Raw genomic sequence first — 20,137 nt, 5'->3', positions numbered from 1 at the left:
CGAACACCTTTACGAGCTCGGGGGCGCGGCCTAGGCTCGCGCCCCATGACCTCACAGCGCAAGGGAGTTCGACGTGCGGCCGCCCGCCTCGCCGCGGTCTGTCTGCTGGCCGCCGGCCTGGTGGGAACCGCGCCGGCGGCCGCCGAGACACCCACGTCCGGCGAGGGGCCGGTCGTCGTGCCGGTGCAGACCACCGGGCCCGCCGACCGGCGGTTCAACCTCGTGTTCATGGGCGACGGCTACACAGCGGCGGAGATGCCGGCGTTCCGGGCGGACCTCGAACGGCACTTGAACACCCTGTGGAGCATCGAGCCCTTCGCCTCGTACCGCTCGTACGTCAACGTGTGGGCGGTGGAGGCCCCCTCGGCCGAGTCCGGAGTCGACTGCGACCCCGGCCTCACCGCCCCCGCCCGTGACACGGCCCTCGACATGGGCTTCTGGGGCGGCTGCAACCCGGACAGCGTGCAGCGGCTACTCACCGTCGACAGCCGCAAGGCCGCCGCGCTCGCCGACCTCGTCCCCGGCACGAGCCGCGCCAACCGCCAGATCGTCGCCCTCGCCCACAGCGACACCTACGGCGGGGCGGGCGGCAGTTACGCCACGGCCTCCGGCGGCAACGCGCTCTCCTCCCTCATCACCCCGCACGAGATAGGGCATTCGCTCGGCGGCCTCCAGGACGAGTACGACTACTACGCGCGCGGGGTCCCGGGCGAGGCCTACGAAGGACCCGAGCCCTCCTCCGTCCACCACACGCTCCTGACGGAACACCAGATGCGGGAGCAGCAGGCCAAGTGGTGGCGCTGGCTGGGCGAGGAGAGCGAGTCGGGCGGGGTCATCGGCCGCCACGAAGGCGGGATGTACAGCACGAAGGGCGTCTGGCGGCCGAGCCGCCACTCCCTCATGAAATCCCTCGGCTACGCCTTCGACCAGGTGGAGCGCGAGGTGATGGTGCGGGCGATCTCGGCGAAGGTGAACCTGGTCCAGGACCACACCCCGGACACGGCGCCGATCGGGGCGGACCGCACGGTGTGGGTGGACACCCTGCATCCCGTGGGCGGCGCGCTCGCCGTGACCTGGACGCTGGACGGCCGGAGCCTCGACACCGGTGGCGCCCGCACCGTCGACCTGCGGAAGGTGCAGGTCTCCCCCGGTACGCACACCCTGACGGCGACGGTCACCGACCCGACGCCCTTCGTCCGCGACCCTGCGGTCCGCGCCTCGGCGGCTCTGACCCGGACCGTCAGCTGGACGGTGGATCCCTCGCTGACCACCGTACGGAGTCCGGAGGTTCCCGCCTTCACCGGGCACACCCCGACCGGGTCCCCCCTCGGCGCCCGCAGCGTCGTCCACGCGGACACCACGCACGCGGTCGACGCCACCCCCGGCGTGCGCTGGCGTCTGGACGGGCGTGCTGTCGCGACGTACGGCCGCAACGACCGTGATCTGGACCTGCGTTCACTGCGACTCGCGCCGGGCACCCACACCCTCACGGCCCGACTCTCGGGCACGGACGAGGAGTTGAGCTGGACGGTGGACGCCCGGCCGGCCACGGCCGCGTACGAGCTGTCCGAGCCGCTGCGGACGGTACGGCGTCCCGGGCGCCCGGTGGAGTACGTCTACGACGACGCGTTCACGATGCGGCTGACCGCCCGTGACGACCAGGAGGGCGCCGTGGTCAGCCAGTTCAGGGTCGACGGCGACGGCTGGTACACGTACTACGGCTGGCCGACGGACGCCGACGCGCCGTTCCGCTTCTCGCCGGGCGGCACGGTGATCGACGACCTCGTGTACGGGAAGCTGGGCCGGAGCCGGGCGGTGCCGTGGGACGACGCGACCCCGGACTACGGCACGCACACCGTCGAGTACCGCACGATCGACGCGGCCGGCAATGTCGGCCCGGCGCGCAGCTTCCTGGTGACGCTGGTGGAGCCGTAGCAGGACGAAGGGGGCCCGCCGACGATGTCGGTGGGCCCCCTTCTGGTACTGCCCGGGGTCAGGGCTTGCGGGCCACGGCGGCCCACCCGGGGATGGGGTCGTCGCCCTGGACCGGGACGGGCTCGCCCAGCTCCGGGTGCCATTCGGCGGTGAGCGAGACCCCGGGCTCGACGAACTCGAGGCCGTCGAAGAACGCGGCCAGCTCGTCGCGCGAGCGGGGCCGCAGGGTCAGCCCGCGCGCCTTGTACATGGCGGCCGCCTTCGCCGCTCCCTCGGGGTCGAAGTCCCCGGTGACATGGGAGAGGACGAGGAAGCTGCCCGGCGCGAGCTTGTCGACGATCTTGGAGACCAGTTCGTACGCGCCGTCCTCGTCCCCCACGAAGTGCAGGAGCGCGAGCATCGACAGTGCGATGGGCTGGTCGAAATCAAGGACCTTTCCGGCCCTTTCGAGGATGACCTCGGGCTCACGGGCGTCCGCCTGGATGTACTCGGTGGCCCCTTCCGGGGTCGAGCGCAGCAGGGCGGCCGCGTGCGCGAGCACGATCGGGTCGTTGTCGCAGTAGACGATGCGGGACTCCGGCGCGGCCTCCTGCGCGATCTGGTGCAGGTTGGGCTCGGTCGGGATGCCCGTGCCGACGTCCAGGTACTGCCGGACGCCGTGGGCGCTGAGCCAGCGGATGGCGCGGTGCATGAAGGCCCGGTTGACGCGGGCCATGTCCCGGCCCCGGGCGTCGACGGTGAGGAGCTGGCGTGCCATCGCCTCGTCGACCGGGTAGTTGTCCTTGCCACCCAGGAACCAGTCGTACATGCGCGCGGGATGCGGCTTGCTGGTGTCGATGCTCTGTCCGCTCTGTGGGACGGCGGGGTCCTGGGTCATCGGCTCTCCTGGTCGGGGCGAACGAGTGGCACTGCAACAAGAGTTACGCGATGGTGGGGGTGGGGCGGAAGGTTCAGGTGAGCAGAAAATCAGCCTGACCGGATTTGGCGCCCTGGATGAAAGCGGCGATCTCCCCGTGGGTGTAGATGAGCGCTGGTCCTTCAGGGTCTGCGGACTGTCGCACGGCGACTCTGCCGTCGGCCAGCTTCATGGCCTCCACGCAGTTGCCCCCGTTCCCGCCGCTCCAGGGCTTGTGCCAACCCTCGGCACCGAGCTCAGCGGCGGGCATGCCGTTGTATATGCGATCCATTCACAGCTCCTTGCGGAGATTCCGGAGAATCTCCTTCGTGCGTTGTGCAGTCGCGGCCTGCGCCGCCATGCGGTCCATGACCTCCAGGTGGGACGCCACCTCGGGACGCGCGTCGAGATAGACGGCGCCGGTCAGGTACTCGCTGTAGACCATGTCCGGGAGTTCGGGCATGGCGAAGCGGAAGAGGACGAACGGCCCGTAGGTGCCGGGATGGTGGCCGGACGCGAACTCCGCGATCTGCAGGGTGACGTTCGGCAGCTCGGACGCTTCGAGCAGCCGGTCGAGCTGGTCGCGCATCACTTCGGGCCCGTCACCGACCGGTCGGCGGAACACCGTCTCATCCATGATCACCCAGAGCTTCGGGGCGTCGTCCCTGGTCAGCAGGGACTGGCGCTCCATCCGCAGGGCTACATGGCGTTCGGCGTCCTCGTCCCTGCCGGCATCGCTGCCGCCACCGACCGCCCCGCTGCGCAGAATGGCGCGGGCGTACTCCTCGGTCTGGAGCAGACCGGGGACGAACTGGGGTTCATAGGCGCGGATGAGGCTCGCGGCCCCCTCCAGGCTGACGTACATGGAGAACCAGCCGGGCAGCACGTCGTGGAACCGCTGCCACCAGCCGGGGAGGTTGGCCTCCTCCGTGAGGGCGATGAAGCCCTCCGCCTCGGAGTCCGTGATCCCGTACTCCTTCAACAGGAGCTGCACGTACGGAATCTTCAGCGCGACCTCGGCGGTCTCCATCCGCCGGACGGTGGCCGGGGCCACCCGGAGGATCTTCGCCGCCTCTTCCCGCTTCATGCCGGCCCGCTCTCGCAGGTCCTGCAGACGCTTTCCGAGGACGACCTGTCCCACCGTGGGGGCGGACCGCGGCTCGCTCACTCTCAGACCTCCCCGACGCGCTGTTTCGACGAGTGTGCCACGAAGCCGCTCCAGAGAGAACACAGCACTCTGCAATTTTCAGAGTGCCACTTGCCAAGTGTCCGACTCAGGAGGACAGTGTTCCGGTGAACCAGTACACGCTGCCGCCGTGCGCCACCGCGCCACGGCGACAGTCGCGTACGGCAGTCCTGCCCACTGTTGTGAGGAACCGGTCGTGGCTTCTGGTAACGCGCAGCCTTCAGGTCTCATGAGTCCCCGAGCTCCTCGGGTCATGGCCCAGCGCCCACAGCAGCACACCGATCCCGTCCGCCGCTTCGCCTTCGAGCTCCCGGCCCTCACCTCCTCGGTCGCCCGGGCCCGCAGACTCGCGGAGGAGCGGCTCATCCTCTGGGGCTGCGGCCCCGAGATACGCGACACGGTCGCCCTGGTCGTGTCCGAACTCGTCACCAACGCCGTCGTCCACACCGCGAGCGGACGCGTCGTCTGCGAACTGCGCGAGGGCGAGGAGACGCTGCGGATAGCCGTACGGGACGAGGGCGGTCCCGCCGGACCACGGATACGCGACTGCGGCGAGGAGGAACGCGGCCGCGGACTCCTCATCGTCGACGCGCTCTGCACCGCCTGGGGCGCCGACCGCACCGGCCACGGCACGGCACAGATCGTCTGGGCGGAACTGGCCCACGGCACGGCGGAACCGTGCTGAGGTCGATGGCGACCCGTATCATCCCGCGGGCCCGCCGATCCCCCGAGGCCGGCTCCGTACCGGCCCAGCGCCGCTCACCGGAATCCCTCCTCGGCGGCACGTCGGGCCTCGCCCGGCCGCGCGGACTCGACGCCACCCGGCTCGCCGTCCCCGTCGGACTCCACACCGGCCTCGGCTGCGACGCCGTCGGTGTCCCCGCCCGCTTCGGCTTCAAGATCCTCTCCCGCCTCCCCGCCAAGGGCTGCGTCTACGCCGACTCCGACTGGTGGTGGTGGCTCGTCCCCGCCGGCTCCGACCTCGACCTCGCCTGGCCGCTGCCCGCCTGCTACGCCCCCGGCGCCGAGATCCCGGACCGCCGCCCGCGCCTCATCCACCACCCCGACGGGACCTCCCCCTACACCCCGCCGATCCCCCTGTACCTGCTCGTCTGCCAGCTGACCGGCATCGCCCCGTCCTGGCCCGCACCCCCGGTGAGCACCGCGCTCTGACCCGCACGGACGGTGACGTCCCGTGGACGTCCTGCCGAGGAGTCCGGCCCGATCGGCGGGACACCCCCCTGGACCGGCGGCCACAGCTTTGCGGGCGGCAGCCAGGCGAGGGCGGGGCGGTTCGTCGGCGGGACGGCGAGGATGTCGCCGGGTGCCGGGGCCGGCACGGGACCGGCCTGCCCGGCGAGGGCCTCGTCGAGGCGGGTGCCGGGGCCGGCACGGGACCGGCCTGCCCGGCGAGGGCCTCGTCGAGCCGGTCGATGCCGGAGGCGCGGGTCCCAGACGACCTGGCCGTCCGCCTCGAAGAAACATCAGCCCGTGCCAGGGGATCTCCGCACCCGGTACGAAGTCGCCCAGCAGGACGCGCTTCGGCGGGCCGCCGCGCTCGGCGATCCCCATGACGAACCGCTCGGGGTCGAAGCGCGGGTCCCAGAGCACCCGGTGGTAGATCTCGTCGCCGGCAGCCTGGCTCATTCCGGTGGGTGAGTGCGGAGCCAGTCGGCCCAGGTGGTGGTACCCCGTTTGCCGTCGGGGCATGTGAGGTCGCGGGCCGCGCGTTCCACCGCGGACGGTACCGGGAGGCGCAGCAGTCGTCGCTGTCTGCCGCGAATCCGCTGCCACGACGCGATGACGTCGCCGAGCGTGAGTACCTGCGGCCCTCCGAAGTCCATGCACCGCCCGCCCGGGCCTTCGGCGACGCGTTCGGCAAGGTGGTCAGCGAAGTCTTGCGAGTCCACCGGCTGGGTCTGGAGATCGGTGGGCAACGCCAATACGGGCAGCCGGGCCGCCTTGCCCAGCATCCGGTCGGTCAGCCAGTGGAACTGGGTGGCCCGCAGGATCGACCACGGCACGGGTCCGGTGCGTACCAGCTCCTCGGCGGTGTGCTTGACGCGCATGTACGGGATGCGGGCCCGGTCGACGCCGACGATGGACACATAGGCGAAGTGGACCACCTCGGCCCGCGCGGCCGCGTCCAGCAGTCGGCGGGTGCCGTCGACGTCGACCTCCGGCGGGCTGCGCCAGAAGTCGGCCGGCAGGAGAAAGCCACGCCGGGCGGCCGGGGAGAGCGTTGCCGCGTGCACGACGACGTCCGCCCCGGACACCGCCGCCGCGATCCCCTCGCCGGTGGCGAGGTCTCCTCGGAACCACTCCACATCGGGATCCGGTCCCGGTGAACGGGCGAGCACGCGCACGCGGTGCGATGGCTTCAGCCTGGCGACCACGTCTCTTCCCAGGTGCCCGGTGCCTCCCGTGACCAGGACCGTGTCCATCGGCAGCTCCTCCGGATCGAGCAAGCAGACCTCCGCTCCACTGTCTCACCACGCCGGCTCACCGGCATGACGGCGCATGGACCCGGTGCCTCCCGCCCGGCTGACCCGGGCTTAGGCTCGGTGCCATGTTCACCCCGCAGGGTCCCAGCCTCCGCGAGCTGACCGTCCAGGCCCTCTCCTCGGTGGAGCACGGCTACGACCTGCTCGCGAGCAAGTTCGACGCGACGCCCTTCCGCACCTCCGACCGCCTCCTGACCGCGGTCGCCCGCACCCTGGAGCCGCTCGGCCCCTTCGGTACCGGCCTCGACGTCTGCTGCGGCACCGGCGCAGGACTCGGCGTCCTCCGCTCCGTCTGCGCGGGACAGATCGCCGGCGTCGACTTCAGTACGGGCATGCTGACCCGGGCCCGGGACGCCCACCCGACCGCCGACCTCGTCCGCGCCGACGCCCTGGCCCTCCCGTTCGCCCCGGTCTTCGACCTGGCGGTCAGCTTCGGCGCCTTCGGCCACTTCCTGCCGGCCGACCAGCGCACCCTCTTCGCCCAGGTCCACTCCGCCCTGCGCCCCGGCGGCACCTTCGCCTTCCCGCTCCCCGCGCCACCACCGGTCGGATCCCGCCTCTACTGGACCCTGTGGGGCTTCGACGCGGCGATGCGCCTCAGGAACGCCGTCTGGCGCCCGCCGTTCGTCATGTACTACCGCACGTTCCGCCTGGCGGACGTCCGCACCCGACTGGAACAGACGGGCTTCGAGGTCACCCTCGCCCCGCTCGACGCCCTGGGCCACCGGGAGGACGGCAGCCCCCAGTGCAGGCTGGTGGTGGCACGGAAGAGGTAGCGCGTCACGCTCCGGGGATCGGTCCGCTCCAGAAGGCCGAGGGCCGGCCGTCGAAGCCGATGCTCACCTCCATGTCGAGCTCGTTCGCCGAACCGGCCGGCAGGTCGAAGCCGTAGGCTGCGACGGCCTTCCGTCCGCTGAGCAGCGAGCCCTGCAGCCCGAGCACGGGCGGCGGCCCCGCGTCGAAGACGCTCGCGAGCTCCCTGCCCTCCGCGTCCCGCCCTCTCACCACGACGGTCCCGAGATCGAGCCTCTTGTCGGTACCGTTCCGTACCGCCACGTCCACGATCACGGCCCTGTTCCCGGCCTTGTGTCCCGATGCACCCTGCGAGGGCGAGAAGGTCTTCGGCGCCGACACCGTCACCTCGATGCCGTCCGCGTATTTCTGTGGCTCGCCGAAGGCGTGCGGGCCGTCGCCGGCGGATGGGGCGGTCGACGCGGGAGGTGTCGTCGGCCCGGCGCTCCTGGGTGCGGACGGCGGGAGCGTCGCCGCTCCCGCGCTCTCCCCCGTACCCCGCACGCCGCTGTCGAACGCGCCCGCGCCCATGAGGATCCCCACGACACCCACGACGAGGCCGATCCCGCCGAGCAGTACGGCGAGGAGGGTCCACTTCTTTACGGGTCTCCGCGGGGGCGGGTCGCTCAGGGGACCCGAGGGCGGACCGGAAGGGCCCGGTCCGGAGGGGGTGCTGCCGTCGGTGCCGTCGGCCATGGGTGCCTCCGCCGCTCGGAGGGCGACACGTGATCACCTCAGCGTAGGACGGCGGACCGCACCCCGCGCGGTGGCCGGCGCGTCAGGCCTTCTTGACCACGCTGGACTTGAGCTGCATCGCGCCGAAGCCGTCGATGCGGCAGTCGATGTCATGGCCGTCCACGCCGTCGACGAGGCGGATGTTGCGGACCTTGGTGCCGGCCTTGATGCCGGAGGGGTTGCCCTTGACCTTGAGGGCCTTGACCACGGTCACGGTGTCGCCGTCGCTCAGCACGTTGCCGACGGCGTCCTTGATCACACGCTCCCCGGCGGTGTCGGCGGAACCGGTGGCGCCCTCGGCGGCCGGGACCCACTCGTGGCCGCACTCCGGGCACACCACCAGATTGTTCATCTCGTAGGTGTACTCGCTGGAGCACTGGGGGCAGGGGGGAATGTTCTCGTTCACTCCCCCAGGATAAGGCTCGCCCACCGCCGTGACCTCGGCCGATGCCCTGCCGGGGAAACGAAAAAGTGCCGGTCGACATGAGATCGACCGGCACTTTCGTGTGGTGTCCGAGGGGGGACTTGAACCCCCACGCCCGATAAAGGGCACTAGCACCTCAAGCTAGCGCGTCTGCCATTCCGCCACCCGGACAAGGTGATTGTCGTTCGGGGTTTCCCCCGCGGCGACAGAGATAACTCTACCAGGGGTTTGAGGCGCCTTTCACCAGCGTTTTCCGTGGTCAGTGGGGTGCGGACGGCTCCGCAGGCCTCCGTCCGGACCGGGTCGGTCCGTCCCACGTACGGGGTGCTCACCGCCGCGCACAGAGGGTCACGCGTTCGGGGTGGGAGCCCGGCGCCCCCCGACGCCGGCTCCGTGGAGGTCACCTTGACGACCCCCACGCGGTCCAGGCCAACCCTTCGGCGGCAGTCCGTCAGGTCGGCGGTGCCACCTGGAACGACCCTTCGTCCTCCGACTGGACCCCCTGGAGGTTCGCTCCCGTCAGGTTCGCGCCCTCCCGTCTGACGCCCGCCAGACGCGAGCCGCTCAGATCCGCGTTCGACAGATCGGCCCCCCGCAGATCGGCGCCTCTCAGATCCGCCCGGTCGAGGTAGGCCCCGCGCAGGTCCGCGCCGCGGAGGTCCACCCCGCGCAGATCGGCCCTGCTGAAGGTGGCCTGCTGAGCCTTCACGCCGCCGAGGCGCACTCTGCGCAGGTCGTTGCCGAAGAAGCCGGCGTCGGAGAGGTTGGCTCCGCGCAGGTCGGCACCGCTCAGGACCGCGTTCGTGAAGTCCGCCTCCCGAAGGTCGGCCTTGCGCAGATCGGCACCGGTCAGGAGCGCATCCCCCAGCCCCGCGTCCACCAGAGAGGCTTCCCGCAGGTCGGAGCCGGTGAGGTCGGCCCGCAGGAGGTTGGCCCGGTAGACGGAGCTCCGCAGGACGAGGTCCTCGGAACGCACTTCGTGGAGGTCCTGCCGGGCGCGGTCCAGGTCTCCCATGTCGGCCAGTCCCCGCAGGCTGACGTAGCGCAGTTGCAGCCGTGTGGTGTCCGTGATGTCGACGGGCCGGTTGGCCAGTACGGTCACGGCCGCCTGGAGGTCCACGGGCAGAGGCTGGGGGACATCCGCGCCGGCGCCCTGGGCTCGGCCCGCGGGCAGGCGGGCGTGCGCCCGGACGTACGCGGCCAGCACCGACAGGCCCGTCGACTGATCGCGCGGCGAGTCGCGCATGATGCGCTCGAGAGCGTAGATACCTCCGACCCGGACGTCCGCGGAGTCGTCGCCCAGGTTGGCCACGGCAGCCGTGTACCGCCCGGTGATCTGCGCCTCGCGGCTGATCCGCAGCTCCTCCTTGGTCTGCCCCACGGAGACCCAGGTGAAGAGCACCGCGGCCACCGCGGCCAGCCCCGGCAGGGCGGTCACCAGTCCGGCCCAGACCCTGCGCCACTCCGTCCGGCCGCCGACGTCCCCGCGGCGCCCGCCGGAGAGGTGCAGGCGTCGCCGGCGGCGGCGCTGCGCGGCCCGCCGCCGGGCGGCGCGGTCCATCCGTCGCAGAGCAGCGGTTCTCATACCGGATGAAGTGCCCACGCACGCATTTCAACCCATGCCCAGCCGACGCGCATCACTGGCGCACCTCCACCAGGCGGGCCGAGACGACCACGTTGCCCGCGTAGCCGTGCTCCTCCGTGAACGTGCCGCCGCAGGTGATCAGGCGCAGTTCGGGGATGCCGGCGTCGCCGTAGACCCGCTCGGCCGGGAAGCCCTCCTTGGGGACGACCTCGACCCCGTACACGGCGAAGACCGCGGTCCTGCCGTCGCGGCGGACGATCTCGACGCGGTGTCCCTTGCCGAGCGCGCCGAGGTCGTAGAAGACCGCCCGGCCGTTCGGGGTGTCGACGTGGCCGACGACGACGGCCGTGCCGCGCTCGCCGGGGGTGACCGCGCCGGTGAACCAGCCCGCGAGCCCGTCGTCCTCGGGCGGCGGCGCCTCGATCCAGCCGTCGGCGTCGAGTCCGACCTCGGTGACGGGCGCGTCGACGTGGACGGCGGGGACGCGGACGCGGACCGGCGGCGAGGCGGGCAGCGGAGCGGGTACGGACACGGGGGCGAGGGCGGAGAGTGCGGCCCGCGTCCCGTCGGGCGCGGCCGCGGCGAGGGGCTGCGGCGGGCCCTCGGCCCCGGACTGCCCCGCTCCGCCGCGCAAGAGGTGCACCCCGACGAGGAGGACGACGGCGATGACGCCCCAGGCGCCGCGCCGTCCGGTGCCGTCCGTACGTCCGGTGCCGTCCGGGCGCCCCGCGCCCTCCGCCCGTCCGCTGTCCTCCGCCGGCCCCGTACCCTCCGAACGCCCCACGACCACCCTCCTCCTCACACCCCTGCGGTACGCGCGACCGCGCTGCCCGCCGTCGTACGCGAAGTCCGTACGCGAAATCCGCGTACGCGCCGAGCGGTTGCGCGACGCCCGCGACCGCGCCGTCCGTCGTACGCGATGCCCGCGACCGCGCCGTCCGTCGTACGCGACGCCCGCGACCGCGCCGTCCGTCGTACGCGACGCCCTCGACCGCTTCCGCGTTCCGCGTTCCGCGCGGGCTGGCGCCCCTCCGCCCCGGACCTCGTCACACCGGGGCGGAGGGGCCGTTTCAGGCCCCCGGGTCCCGGCCGTCAGGCGCGGCCGTCGGCGCGGCGGCGGGTCAGCACGACGGCGGCGCCGAGCGCTCCGGCGATGAGCAGGACGCCCGTGACGAGCTCCGTGGTGCCGAGCCCGTCGGTGTCCGCGCCGGAGGCGGCGGCGGTTCCGTAGCCGGCCTTCACGCCCTTGTGGGCTCCGGTGTCGTGCCCGGTGTTCCCGCCGGTGTCGGCGCCGCCCTGGGCGATGGTGAGGCGGGTGGTGCCCCGTTCGCCCTTGCAGTCGAAGGTGATCTCGTACTCGGCGCCGACCTTGGCGTCGACGTCCACGGTCGCGGTGCCCGGGCGGCCCTCGTTGAGGGTCACGGTCTCGAACACGCCGGAGGTGACGCTCACGGACGGCACTTCGCAGCCGTCGGACGTGAGGGTGACGGTGCCGCCCGGCGCGATCGTGGCGGGGGTGACGGAGAAGCCGAACGACGTGATGTTGTTGTTGCCTTCGTCGGCCAGGGCCAGGGGCGCGACCGTCACGACGGCGACGGCGCTGAGCAGGGCGGCGGAAGCGGCACGTATCGCGCGCATGGCGGTCCTCCAGATCACGCGAGGGCCCGGACTCGGAGCGATTCCGCGTCCGGAAAGGGACGACCCTCACCGCGATCGAAGCTAGGTCCGCCCCCGTCGTGCCGCCACCGGGCTCCGCCGAACGGGGCACGGCGGGGCCGGGGGCCTGGCGGACCCGGGGGCCGGAGCACCCCCGGCCGGAGCGCCCCGGGCAGCCCTGAGCCCCTGGCAGGACCTACGGGACCCGGATGACCTGTCCCGCGTACGAGAGGTTGCCGCCGAAGCCGAAGAGGAGGACCGGGGCTCCGGAGGGCAGTTCGCCGCGTTCGACCAGCTTGGCCAGGGCCAGTGGGATCGAGGCGGCCGAGGTGTTGCCGGAGTCGACGACGTCCCGGGCGACGACGGCGTTGACGGCGCCGATCTTCGCGGCGAGCGGCTCGATGATCCGCAGGTTGGCCTGGTGCAGGACGACGCCCGCGAGCTCCTCGGGGGTGACGCCGGAGCGCTCGCAGGCCTGCCGGGCGAGGGCGGGCAGTTGCTGGGTGGCCCAGCGGTAGACGGACTGGCCCTCCTGGGCGAAGCGGGGCGGGGTGCCCTCGATGCGGACGGCGTGGCCCATCTCCGGGACGGAGCCCCACAGGACCGGGCCGATGGCGCCGGTGGCCTCGTCGTCCTCGACCGCCTCGACGATCGCGGCGCCCGCGCCGTCGCCGACGAGGACGCAGGTGGTGCGGTCGGTCCAGTCGGTGACGTCGGTCATCTTGTCGGCGCCGATGACCAGGGCGCGGCGGGCCGCCCCGGCCCGGACGGCGTGGTCGGCGGTGGCGAGGGCGTGCGTGAAGCCGGCGCAGACCACGTTGAGGTCCATGGTGGCGGGCGAGGGCATGCCGAGGCGGGCGGCGACGCGGGCTGCCGTGTTGGGCGAGCGGTCGATCGCGGTGGAGGTGGCGACGAGGACGAGGTCGATGTCGGCCGCGGTGAGGCCGGCGGTGGCCAGGGCCTTGCCGGCCGCGTGGGCGGCGAGTTCGTCGACGGGTTCGTCGGGCCCGGCGACATGGCGGGTGCGGATGCCGACCCGGCTGGTGATCCACGCGTCGTCGGTGTCGACGAGTGCGGCCAGGTCGTGGTTGGTCAGCACCTTGGCGGGCTGGTAGTGCCCGAGCGCGGCAATGCGAGTGCCCGTCATACTCGGGACCCCCTAGGTGGTTCGTTCGTCCGGCAGGACCCCCCAGTCTTGCCAGCGACTGATCGGTAACAGGTGACGTAAACCACCAACATTCACCCGTACCGCTTGGCCGACCGTGACAAGGCCCCAGGCCCGGCACGACTCCCCCGCCCGGCCCCGGACGCGCGTTCGGGGGAGGAGCGTGGCGGAGAATGGGGCGGTCAGGGCCTCCTGGGCCTTCCCTGCGGAGAGAATCGAGTGCTGTCACGATGGGACGGGTCACCGAGCGACGGCGTGTCCTGCGGATCCGGGGCGGTGCGGTCAACGCACGGCCCGACACCCTGGTGGCCGAGGAGCCGCTGGAGATCCGGCTGAACGGACGCCCGATCGCGATCACCATGCGCACGCCGGGCGACGACTTCGCGCTCGCGGCCGGTTTCCTGGTGAGCGAAGGCGTGCTGGCGGCGGCGTCGGACGTGCGGAACATCGTGTACTGCGCGGGCGCCACGGACGACGGCCGGAACACGTACAACGTGGTGGACGTGCAGCTGGCCCCCGGGGTCACGGTCCCGGACATCTCCCTGGAGCGGAACGTCTACACGACGTCCTCGTGCGGGCTGTGCGGCAAGGCCAGCCTGGACGCGGTCCGCACCACGGCCCGCTTCCCGATCGCCGACACTCCCCCGCTGCGGATCGCCCCCGAGCTCCTCTCCGTGCTCCCGGAGCGGCTGCGGGCCGCGCAGAAGGTCTTCGACTCGACCGGCGGTCTGCACGCGGCGGCGCTGTTCACGGAGGACGGCGAGCTGCTCGACGTACGGGAGGACGTGGGCCGGCACAACGCCGTGGACAAGCTGGTCGGGCGGGCGCTGCGGGAGGGGCTGCTGCCGCTGGAGCGGGCGGTGCTGCTCGTGTCGGGGCGGGCTTCGTTCGAGCTGGCGCAGAAGGCGGTGATGGCGGGGATCCCGGTGCTCGCCGCGGTGTCCGCGCCGTCCTCGCTCGCGGTGGACCTGGCCGCCGAGACGGGCCTGACGCTGGTCGGCTTCCTGCGCGGGCCGGACATGAACGTGTACGCGGGCGAGCACCGGATCGTGCTCTGACGGGGCCGTCAGTTCTTCGGCGGGTCGATCATCTGGAGTGCGAGGGTGGCCGGCGGCGGGCTGATGCCGGGGCCGCCGGCCTCGGTCCAGGCGAGGACCTCGTCGAGGCAGTCGTCATCCGCGCTCCAGCCGATCCAGGCGGCCCGGCCGCCCCGGCGCCGTCCCTCGGTGGAGGGCTGGACGACGAGCACGTTCGCCTGGGCGCAGGGGCCGAGACAGTCACTGGTACGGACGAGCAGACGGCCCCCGGAGGCCGCGGCGGCCGCCCGGAGGCGGGCCAGCTGGCCCTCGTGGTCCATGCCGGGGTTCTTGCGGGCGTCGCCGCAGCAGCAGCCGCGGCAGACGACCAGGGAGCAGGGGCGGGCCCCGTACCGTATCGGGACCGGTGTCACTCGGGCCCGTCCAGGGTGATCGCGGAGACGGGGGCGACCGTGCCGAGGCGCGGGAAGTCGAGGTCGACGGAGGCGCGGTGCTCGTCGGCGGTGAGGGCGGACATGGCGTCCTCGGCGAAGACGAGGTCGTAGCCCAGGTCACAGGCGGCGCGGGCGGTGGACTCGACGCCGAGGTTGGTCGCGATGCCGCCGACGACGAGGGTGGTGGCGCCGAATCCGGCCAGCAGCTCGTGGAGTCCGGTGTCCTGGAAGCCGCCGATGGTGCGCTTGACGACGACGGCGTCGCCGTCCCGGACGAGGTCGGGGACGAGCTCGCTGCCGGGCGGCTGGGCGTCGACATGGGGCCGCTCGACGCGGATGTGGACGACGGGCGCGCCGGCGGCCCGGAAGGCGTCGGCGAGCCGGGCGGAGGCCGCGAGGACGTCGGTGCCGGGGCGGGGAGCGAGGGGCAGCGCGACGATGCGTTCCATCAGGTCGACGAGGACGAGCGCGGTGCTGGCGGGATCGAGTGCGGGCATGGGAGCACCGTAGCGGCCCGGATGATCATCGAGGGGCGGTGATGGATGTGATCCGGCCTACGGAGGAGGCGGGCGGGGTCTCCGCCGGCTCCGGGTCCCGCGCACGGCGCTTCGCGATGACCGCGCAGACCATCAGCTGCATCTGGTGGAAGAGCATCAGCGGGAGCACCGCGAGGGAGGCCTGCGGGCCGAAGAGGACGCTCGCCATCGGCAGCCCCGCCGCCAGGCTCTTCTTGGAGCCGGCGAACTGGATCGCGATCCGGTCGGCCCGGTCGAAGCCGAGGCGGCCGGCGCCGTACCAGGTCAGGGCCAGCATCACCGCGAGGAGTACGGCCTCGACCGCGAGCAGCAGGCCGAGCCGCGCCGGGGTCACCAGGTGCCAGATGCCGGCGACCATGCCCTGGCTGAAAGCGGTGTAGACGACGAGGAGGATCGATCCCCGGTCGACGTACCCGAGGACCTTCTTGTGGCGGACGAGGAATCCGGAGACCCAGCGGCGCAGGAACTGCCCGGCCAGGAAGGGCACGAGCAGCTGGAGCACGATCTTCAGGAGCGCGTCGGTGGAGAACCCGCCCGCGCTGTTGCGGAGGAGCAGCGCCGCGAGCAGCGGGGTGAGGACGATGCCGGCGAGCGAGGAGAACGAGCCGGCGCAGATCGCGGCGGGCACGTTGCCCCGGGCGATCGAGGTGAACGCGATGGAGGACTGGATGGTGGACGGCACCAGGCAGAGGAAGAGGAGACCGCTGTAGAGCTGCGGGGTGAGGACGCCGGGGACGAGGCCGCGCGCGGCGAGGCCGAGGAGCGGGAAGAGCAGGAAGGTGGCGCCGAGCACGGTGAGGTGGAGCCGCCAGTGCTTGAGGCCGTCGAGGGCCTCGCGGGTCGAGAGCCGGGCCCCGTAGAGGAAGAAGAGCAGGGCGACGGCCCCGGTCGACGCGCCTTCCGCGACGGTCGCGCCGGCTTCGGAGGCGGGGAGGAGCACGGCGAGCGCGACCGTGCCGAGCAGCGCGAGGACGTAGCCGTCGACGGGCAGCCAGGACGGCAGGCGAAGGGAACGGCGTGCGGTGCGGCCGGGCGTACGGGGGGTCATGGGCTCCACTGCTCTGTGCACTGCGGGGGCGGGTCGCGCGTGTCCATCCTGCTCCACGGCCCGGTGATCGGGAATCCCGCACAGCACTCTGACTGTCATCACGTTTCGCGATAACGTCGTGGTGTGTACGAGCCCACCCAGCTGCGCACCTTCCTCGCCGTCGCCCAGACGCTGAGCTTCACGCGGGCCGCGGACCGCCTCGGGCTGCGCCAGTCGACGGTCAGCCAGCACGTGCGGCGCCTGGAGGAGGCGGCGGGCCGTCCGCTGTTCGCCCGGGACACGCATCGTGTGGAGCTGACGGAGGACGGCGAGGCGATGCTCGGCTTCGCGCGCACGATCCTCCAGGCGCACGAGCGGGCGGCCGCCTACTTCGGCGGGACGCGGCTGCGGGGGCGGCTCCGGTTCGGCGCGTCGGAGGACTTCGTGACGACCCGGCTGCCGGAGATCCTGTCGTCCTTCCGGCGCGAGCACCCCGAGGTGGACCTGGAGCTGACGGTCGAGCTGTCCGGGACGCTCCAGGCCCGGCTGGCGGCCGGGCGTCTCGACCTGATCCTGGCCAAGCGGCGCGGGGCGGAGAGCGAGGGCCGGCTCGTCTGGGAGGACACCCTCATCTGGATCGGGGCGCCGGGGCTGCGGCTCGATCCGGACCGCCCGGTGCCGCTGATCCTGTACCCGCCGCCGGGGATCACCCGGGCGCGGGCCCTGGAGGCCCTGCAAGCGCAGGGCAGGGCGTGGCGGATCGCGTGCACGAGTTCCAGCCTGAGCGCGAACGTGGCGGCGGCCCGCGCGGGGCTCGGGGTGATGGCGCACACGCGGGGCCTGGTGCCGCCGGGGCTCGTCCCGGTCCCGGCCCGCGCGGGGCTTCCAGAGCTCGGGGAGGTGGGCTTCGTGCTGCGCCAGGGGGGCCGGGGCGGGCGGACCCAGGAGGCGGCGGACGCCCTCGCGGAGGCGATCCTGGCGGGCGGCGACCGTCTGCACCGACCGCACTGAACGGACCGCCGCTCCACTGAACGGACCGGGCCGGGCGGGCCGTCGTCTTGCTGCACCGACCGCGCCGGGCGGAGGGGCGACCGGGCCGCACCGACCGCGCCGGGCGGAGGGGCGACCGGGCCGCACCCGCCGCGCCGGGCGCCCGGCGAGAAGCCGCCATCACGGTGCTTCGGGGGCCGGGGCGTGAGCGGCCGGTACAGATTCCGTGGAGATTCGCCCCCGGAGGACGTACCGTCCGGTCAGTAACAGCCCCGAGACACCTTCGACTTGGCTGCCTCACCTGCCCTGACCTGTGCGAACGCGGAATGTCCCGGCTTGGTGAAGGCCCTCCCCCCGGCCGGTCGGGTGGGGTACCGTCACCCGCGCCGTACGGAGCGCGACAACGGGCTTTTCCAGCCACCGAGCCGTCGAGGAGCAGGTCAGTGCGCGAGTTCACCGTGCCGCCCGTCGAGGCGGCGCCTCAGGTCGGCGGTCTGGCGGACGCCGTGTTCGACCACGCCCTCGCCGAGCCGGGCCGGATCGCCTTCGGCCGGAAGGGCCCGGACGGAAAGTGGCACGACGTGACCGCCGCCGGCTTCCGGGACGAGGTCGTGGGCCTCGCGAAGGGGCTGATCGCGCAGGGCGTGCGGTTCGGCGACCGGGTCGCGATCATGGCCAGGACCCGGTACGAGTGGACGCTCTTCGACTTCGCGCTGTGGACGCTGGGCGCGCAGCCCGTACCGGTCTATCCGACCTCCTCCGCCGAGCAGGTCTTCTGGATGCTGCACGACGCCGAGGTCACGGCCTGCGTGGTGGAGCACGAGGACCACGCGATGACGATCGGCTCGGTGATCGACCGGCTGCCCCGGCTCCAGCGGCTGTGGCAGCTGGACGCGGACGCCGTGGGCGAGCTGACGGCGGCGGGCGCGGACATCGACGAGGAGGTCCTGCACCGGCACCGGCGCGCGGTGACCCCGGAGACCGTGGCGACGGTCATCTACACCTCGGGCACGACCGGCCGCCCCAAGGGCTGTGTGATCACCCACGCGAACCTCATGTTCGAGACGGACATGGTGATGGGCCGCTGGGAGCCGGTCTTCCGCTCCCGGCACGACGAGCAGGCCTCGACGCTGCTGTTCCTGCCGCTCGCGCACGTCTTCGGGCGGATGGTGGAGGTCGCGGCGGTCCGGGGCGGGGTGAAGCTGGGGCACCAGCCGGTGATGGCGGCGGCCGAGCTGCTCCCGGACCTGGTGGCGTTCCGGCCTAGTTTCGTGCTGGCCGTGCCGTACGTCTTCGAGAAGGTCTTCCACGCGGCCCGCCGCAAGGCGGAGAGCGAGGGGAAGGCGGGCCCCTTCGACAAGGCCGTGGAGGTGGCGGTCGCGTACGCGGAGGCGCTGGAGCACAAGGCCTTCGGGACGGGGCCGGGGCCGTCGGCGGCGCTGCGCGTGCAGCACCAGTTCTTCGAGAAGACCGTGTACGGGAAGGTGCGCGCGGCCCTGGGCGGGCGGGTGCGGCACGCGATGTCGGGCGGATCGGCCATGGACCGCAGGCAGGGGCTGTTCTTCGCCGGCGCGGGGATCACGGTCTTCGAGGGGTACGGGCTGACCGAGTCCTCGGCCGCCGCCACGGCGAACCCGCCCGGGCGGACCAAGTACGGCACCGTGGGCCAGCCGGTCCCGGGGACGACGGTGCACATCGCGGAGGACGGCGAGGTGTGGCTGCACGGCGGTCAGGTCTTCTCCGGCTATCTGAACGCCCCGGAGGCGACGGCCGCCGTCCTCAACGACGGCTGGCTGGCCACGGGGGACATCGGTGTCCTCGACGAGGACGGCTATCTGACGATCACCGGGCGGAAGAAGGAGATCCTGGTGACCTCGGGCGGCAAGAGCGTCTCCCCGGTGGCCCTGGAGGAACGGGTGCGGGCGCATCCGCTGATCGCCCAGTGCATCGTGGTCGGCAACGACCGGCCGTACATCGCCGCGCTCGTGACGGTCGACCAGGAGGCGGTCGAGCACTGGCTCGCGATGCAGGGGCGGGCGCCGCTCTCCCCCGCCGAGCTGGTCCGCGACCCGGCCCTGGAGACGGAGATCCGTCGGGGCGTCGTGGCGGCGAACACGCTGGTCTCCCAGGCGGAGTCGATCCGGACGTTCCGGATCCTGGCGCATCCGTTCAGCGAGGAGCACGGGCTGCTCACCCCCTCGCTGAAGCTGAAGCGCAAGGCGATCGAGCGGGCTTACGCGGCGGAGGTCTCGGCCCTGTACGGCTGACGGCCGATCGGAATGCGGAACGGCCCGTGATCGTTGACGCTGGGAGTACCTCCGTACAGCCCGCGACGACGTAAGGATCCACCCCACGTGAGCACGGACAGCAACGTTCCCTCGGTCACCCTGAACAACGACGTGAGCATGCCGCAGCTGGGCTTCGGCGTCTGGCAGGTGCCGGACGAGGAGGCGACGGCCGCCGTGACGACGGCCCTGGAGGCCGGATACCGCTCGATCGACACCGCCGCGATCTACCAGAACGAGCGGGGCACCGGCCGTGCCTTCGCCGACTCGGGGATCGCCCGCGAAGAGCTGTTCGTCACCACGAAGCTGTGGAACAGCGAGCAGGGCTACGACTCGACGATGAAGGCCTTCGACGCCTCCCTCGACAAGCTGGGGCTCGACTACGTCGACCTGTACCTGATCCACTGGCCGGTGCCGGCCAAGGACGCCTACGTCGACACGTACCGCGCCTTCGAGAAGATCCACGCCGACGGGCGCGCCAAGGCGATCGGCGTCTCGAACTTCCTCCCGGAGCACCTGGAGCGGCTGATCGGCGAGACCTCGGTCGTACCCGCCGTCAACCAGATCGAACTGCACCCGCAGCTGCCCCAGCAGGAGTCGCGCGAGACGCACGCCAAGTACGGCATCGCGACCGAGGCGTGGTCGCCGCTCGGCCAGGGCAAGGGGCTCCTGGACGTACCGGCGATCGTCGCGATCGGCCGCAAGCACGGGCGGACGCCGGCCCAGGTGGTGCTGCGCTGGCACCTCCAGCTGGGGAACGTGGTGATCCCGAAGTCCGTCACCCCCTCGCGCATCCGCGAGAACATCGACGTCTTCGGCTTCGAGCTGGACGCCGAGGACCTGGCGGCGATCGCCGCCCTCGACGAGAACCGCCGTCTGGGCCCGAACCCGGCGGAGTTCAACGTCGGCGCCTGAAGGAGACGGAGGGGGTGGGGGCGGCGAGGCGCGGCG

General features: G+C 72.5%; 21 protein-coding genes and 1 tRNA gene. 8 read left to right on the top strand and 14 right to left on the bottom strand.

The genetic code is table 11. From position 1 onward, the window contains the following. Window positions 1–45: 45 nt before the first annotated feature. Window positions 46–1,935 carry a M64 family metallopeptidase gene (locus ACN9M0_RS30405; RefSeq protein ID WP_426404535.1) on the top strand — a complete coding sequence of 630 codons (1,890 nt, stop codon included), beginning with the start codon at window positions 46–48 and terminating at the stop codon, window positions 1,933–1,935. Between the two features lie 58 nt (window positions 1,936–1,993). Here ACN9M0_RS30405 and ACN9M0_RS30400 read toward each other — a convergent pair whose 3' ends face one another. The 3 genes from ACN9M0_RS30400 to ACN9M0_RS30390 form a co-directional block, all read right to left on the bottom strand. Continuing rightward, window positions 1,994–2,812, bottom strand: a complete 819-nt coding sequence (locus ACN9M0_RS30400) for an SAM-dependent methyltransferase (RefSeq protein WP_366040816.1) — start codon at window positions 2,810–2,812, stop codon at window positions 1,994–1,996. 73 nt (window positions 2,813–2,885) lie between these two features. After that, window positions 2,886–3,122, bottom strand: a complete 237-nt coding sequence (locus ACN9M0_RS30395) for a DUF397 domain-containing protein (protein ID WP_015037566.1) — start codon at window positions 3,120–3,122, stop codon at window positions 2,886–2,888. After that, window positions 3,123–3,998: a helix-turn-helix domain-containing protein gene (locus ACN9M0_RS30390; RefSeq protein WP_366040815.1), complete on the bottom strand. Its 876-nt coding sequence runs from the start codon at window positions 3,996–3,998 to the stop codon at window positions 3,123–3,125. It abuts the gene before it with no gap. 271 nt (window positions 3,999–4,269) lie between these two features. Here ACN9M0_RS30390 and ACN9M0_RS30385 point away from each other — a divergent pair, with 271 nt between their 5' ends. After that, window positions 4,270–4,701: an ATP-binding protein gene (locus ACN9M0_RS30385; RefSeq protein WP_366040814.1), complete on the top strand. Its 432-nt coding sequence runs from the start codon at window positions 4,270–4,272 to the stop codon at window positions 4,699–4,701. 5 nt (window positions 4,702–4,706) lie between these two features. Further along, complete coding sequence (locus ACN9M0_RS30380; protein WP_366040813.1) at window positions 4,707–5,189, top strand: hypothetical protein; 483 nt, start codon at window positions 4,707–4,709, stop codon at window positions 5,187–5,189. A 470-nt stretch (window positions 5,190–5,659) separates the two neighbouring features. Here ACN9M0_RS30380 and ACN9M0_RS30375 read toward each other — a convergent pair whose 3' ends face one another. Beyond that, a complete protein-coding gene (locus ACN9M0_RS30375) occupies window positions 5,660–6,460 on the bottom strand; it encodes an SDR family oxidoreductase (RefSeq protein WP_399697090.1) in 801 nt (266 codons plus the stop codon). 125 nt (window positions 6,461–6,585) lie between these two features. Here ACN9M0_RS30375 and ACN9M0_RS30370 point away from each other — a divergent pair, with 125 nt between their 5' ends. Further along, window positions 6,586–7,296: a class I SAM-dependent methyltransferase gene (locus ACN9M0_RS30370; protein WP_426404534.1), complete on the top strand. Its 711-nt coding sequence runs from the start codon at window positions 6,586–6,588 to the stop codon at window positions 7,294–7,296. 4 nt (window positions 7,297–7,300) lie between these two features. Here the strand turns inward: ACN9M0_RS30370 and ACN9M0_RS30365 are convergent, their stop codons facing one another. From ACN9M0_RS30365 to ACN9M0_RS30335, 7 genes are all read right to left on the bottom strand, one after another. Continuing rightward, window positions 7,301–8,008 carry a hypothetical protein gene (locus ACN9M0_RS30365; protein ID WP_426404533.1) on the bottom strand — a complete coding sequence of 236 codons (708 nt, stop codon included), beginning with the start codon at window positions 8,006–8,008 and terminating at the stop codon, window positions 7,301–7,303. An 82-nt stretch (window positions 8,009–8,090) separates the two neighbouring features. Next, window positions 8,091–8,453: a zinc ribbon domain-containing protein YjdM gene (locus ACN9M0_RS30360; RefSeq protein ID WP_366040809.1), complete on the bottom strand. Its 363-nt coding sequence runs from the start codon at window positions 8,451–8,453 to the stop codon at window positions 8,091–8,093. 101 nt (window positions 8,454–8,554) lie between these two features. Further along, window positions 8,555–8,642, bottom strand: a tRNA-Leu gene (locus ACN9M0_RS30355). 280 nt (window positions 8,643–8,922) lie between these two features. Continuing rightward, entirely contained in the window at window positions 8,923–10,056 is a 1,134-nt protein-coding gene (locus ACN9M0_RS30350) for a pentapeptide repeat-containing protein (RefSeq protein WP_426404532.1), read from the bottom strand. 52 nt (window positions 10,057–10,108) lie between these two features. Then, the gene (locus ACN9M0_RS30345; RefSeq protein ID WP_426405347.1) at window positions 10,109–10,723 is read right to left on the bottom strand and encodes a class F sortase; all 615 of its coding nucleotides are present in this window, start codon (window positions 10,721–10,723) and stop codon (window positions 10,109–10,111) included. 425 nt (window positions 10,724–11,148) lie between these two features. Further along, window positions 11,149–11,694: a hypothetical protein gene (locus tag ACN9M0_RS30340; protein WP_366040807.1), complete on the bottom strand. Its 546-nt coding sequence runs from the start codon at window positions 11,692–11,694 to the stop codon at window positions 11,149–11,151. Window positions 11,695–11,908: 214 nt separating this feature from the next. Beyond that, on the bottom strand, window positions 11,909–12,859 hold the full coding sequence (locus ACN9M0_RS30335; RefSeq protein WP_399696698.1) for a beta-ketoacyl-ACP synthase III: 951 nt from the start codon (window positions 12,857–12,859) through the stop codon (window positions 11,909–11,911). Window positions 12,860–13,107: 248 nt separating this feature from the next. Between ACN9M0_RS30335 and fdhD the strand changes: the two genes are divergently transcribed. Continuing rightward, window positions 13,108–13,935 carry a formate dehydrogenase accessory sulfurtransferase FdhD gene (fdhD, locus tag ACN9M0_RS30330; protein WP_366040805.1) on the top strand — a complete coding sequence of 276 codons (828 nt, stop codon included), beginning with the start codon at window positions 13,108–13,110 and terminating at the stop codon, window positions 13,933–13,935. Window positions 13,936–13,943: 8 nt separating this feature from the next. Here the strand turns inward: fdhD and ACN9M0_RS30325 are convergent, their stop codons facing one another. From ACN9M0_RS30325 to ACN9M0_RS30315, 3 genes are read right to left on the bottom strand one after another with little or no spacing between them, the layout of a single operon-like run. Beyond that, complete coding sequence (locus tag ACN9M0_RS30325; protein WP_399696696.1) at window positions 13,944–14,327, bottom strand: (2Fe-2S) ferredoxin domain-containing protein; 384 nt, start codon at window positions 14,325–14,327, stop codon at window positions 13,944–13,946. Beyond that, window positions 14,324–14,845 (bottom strand): isochorismatase family protein, encoded by a 522-nt coding sequence (locus tag ACN9M0_RS30320; protein ID WP_426404531.1) that lies wholly within the window; start codon window positions 14,843–14,845, stop codon window positions 14,324–14,326. Before ACN9M0_RS30320 ends, ACN9M0_RS30325 begins: the two co-directional genes overlap by 4 nt. Window positions 14,846–14,870: 25 nt before the next feature. Next, entirely contained in the window at window positions 14,871–15,932 is a 1,062-nt protein-coding gene (locus tag ACN9M0_RS30315; protein ID WP_426404530.1) for a bile acid:sodium symporter family protein, read from the bottom strand. Between the two features lie 123 nt (window positions 15,933–16,055). Here ACN9M0_RS30315 and ACN9M0_RS30310 point away from each other — a divergent pair, with 123 nt between their 5' ends. From ACN9M0_RS30310 to ACN9M0_RS30300, 3 genes are all read left to right on the top strand, one after another. Beyond that, complete coding sequence (locus ACN9M0_RS30310) at window positions 16,056–16,922, top strand: LysR substrate-binding domain-containing protein (RefSeq protein ID WP_366040801.1); 867 nt, start codon at window positions 16,056–16,058, stop codon at window positions 16,920–16,922. Window positions 16,923–17,344: 422 nt separating this feature from the next. Next, a complete protein-coding gene (locus ACN9M0_RS30305) occupies window positions 17,345–19,168 on the top strand; it encodes an AMP-dependent synthetase/ligase (RefSeq protein WP_366040800.1) in 1,824 nt (607 codons plus the stop codon). A 138-nt stretch (window positions 19,169–19,306) separates the two neighbouring features. Beyond that, window positions 19,307–20,101, top strand: coding sequence for an aldo/keto reductase (locus ACN9M0_RS30300; RefSeq protein WP_366040850.1), 795 nt, complete (start codon window positions 19,307–19,309; stop codon window positions 20,099–20,101). The last annotated feature ends 36 nt before the right edge of the window (window positions 20,102–20,137 follow it).

The sequence above is a fragment of the Streptomyces sp. R-07 genome (genome assembly GCF_049913175.1).
Lineage (GTDB): Bacteria > Actinomycetota > Actinomycetes > Streptomycetales > Streptomycetaceae > Streptomyces.
Note: the sequence above shows the minus strand (reverse complement) of the source record. Positions and strands in the feature narration are given on the sequence as shown.

Coding starts and splice junctions, on each gene's coding strand:
- ACN9M0_RS30405 (WP_426404535.1), top strand. CDS start 46: ATGACCTCACAGCGCAAGGGAGTTCGACGTGCGGCCGCCCGCCTCGCC.
- ACN9M0_RS30400 (WP_366040816.1), bottom strand. CDS start 2,812: ATGACCCAGGACCCCGCCGTCCCACAGAGCGGACAGAGCATCGACACC.
- ACN9M0_RS30395 (WP_015037566.1), bottom strand. CDS start 3,122: ATGGATCGCATATACAACGGCATGCCCGCCGCTGAGCTCGGTGCCGAG.
- ACN9M0_RS30385 (WP_366040814.1), top strand. CDS start 4,270: ATGGCCCAGCGCCCACAGCAGCACACCGATCCCGTCCGCCGCTTCGCC.
- ACN9M0_RS30380 (WP_366040813.1), top strand. CDS start 4,707: ATGGCGACCCGTATCATCCCGCGGGCCCGCCGATCCCCCGAGGCCGGC.
- ACN9M0_RS30375 (WP_399697090.1), bottom strand. CDS start 6,460: ATGGACACGGTCCTGGTCACGGGAGGCACCGGGCACCTGGGAAGAGAC.
- ACN9M0_RS30370 (WP_426404534.1), top strand. CDS start 6,586: ATGTTCACCCCGCAGGGTCCCAGCCTCCGCGAGCTGACCGTCCAGGCC.
- ACN9M0_RS30365 (WP_426404533.1), bottom strand. CDS start 8,008: ATGGCCGACGGCACCGACGGCAGCACCCCCTCCGGACCGGGCCCTTCC.
- ACN9M0_RS30350 (WP_426404532.1), bottom strand. CDS start 10,056: ATGAGAACCGCTGCTCTGCGACGGATGGACCGCGCCGCCCGGCGGCGG.
- ACN9M0_RS30340 (WP_366040807.1), bottom strand. CDS start 11,694: ATGCGCGCGATACGTGCCGCTTCCGCCGCCCTGCTCAGCGCCGTCGCC.
- ACN9M0_RS30335 (WP_399696698.1), bottom strand. CDS start 12,859: ATGACGGGCACTCGCATTGCCGCGCTCGGGCACTACCAGCCCGCCAAG.
- fdhD (WP_366040805.1), top strand. CDS start 13,108: ATGGGACGGGTCACCGAGCGACGGCGTGTCCTGCGGATCCGGGGCGGT.
- ACN9M0_RS30320 (WP_426404531.1), bottom strand. CDS start 14,845: ATGCCCGCACTCGATCCCGCCAGCACCGCGCTCGTCCTCGTCGACCTG.
- ACN9M0_RS30315 (WP_426404530.1), bottom strand. CDS start 15,932: ATGACCCCCCGTACGCCCGGCCGCACCGCACGCCGTTCCCTTCGCCTG.
- ACN9M0_RS30300 (WP_366040850.1), top strand. CDS start 19,307: ATGCCGCAGCTGGGCTTCGGCGTCTGGCAGGTGCCGGACGAGGAGGCG.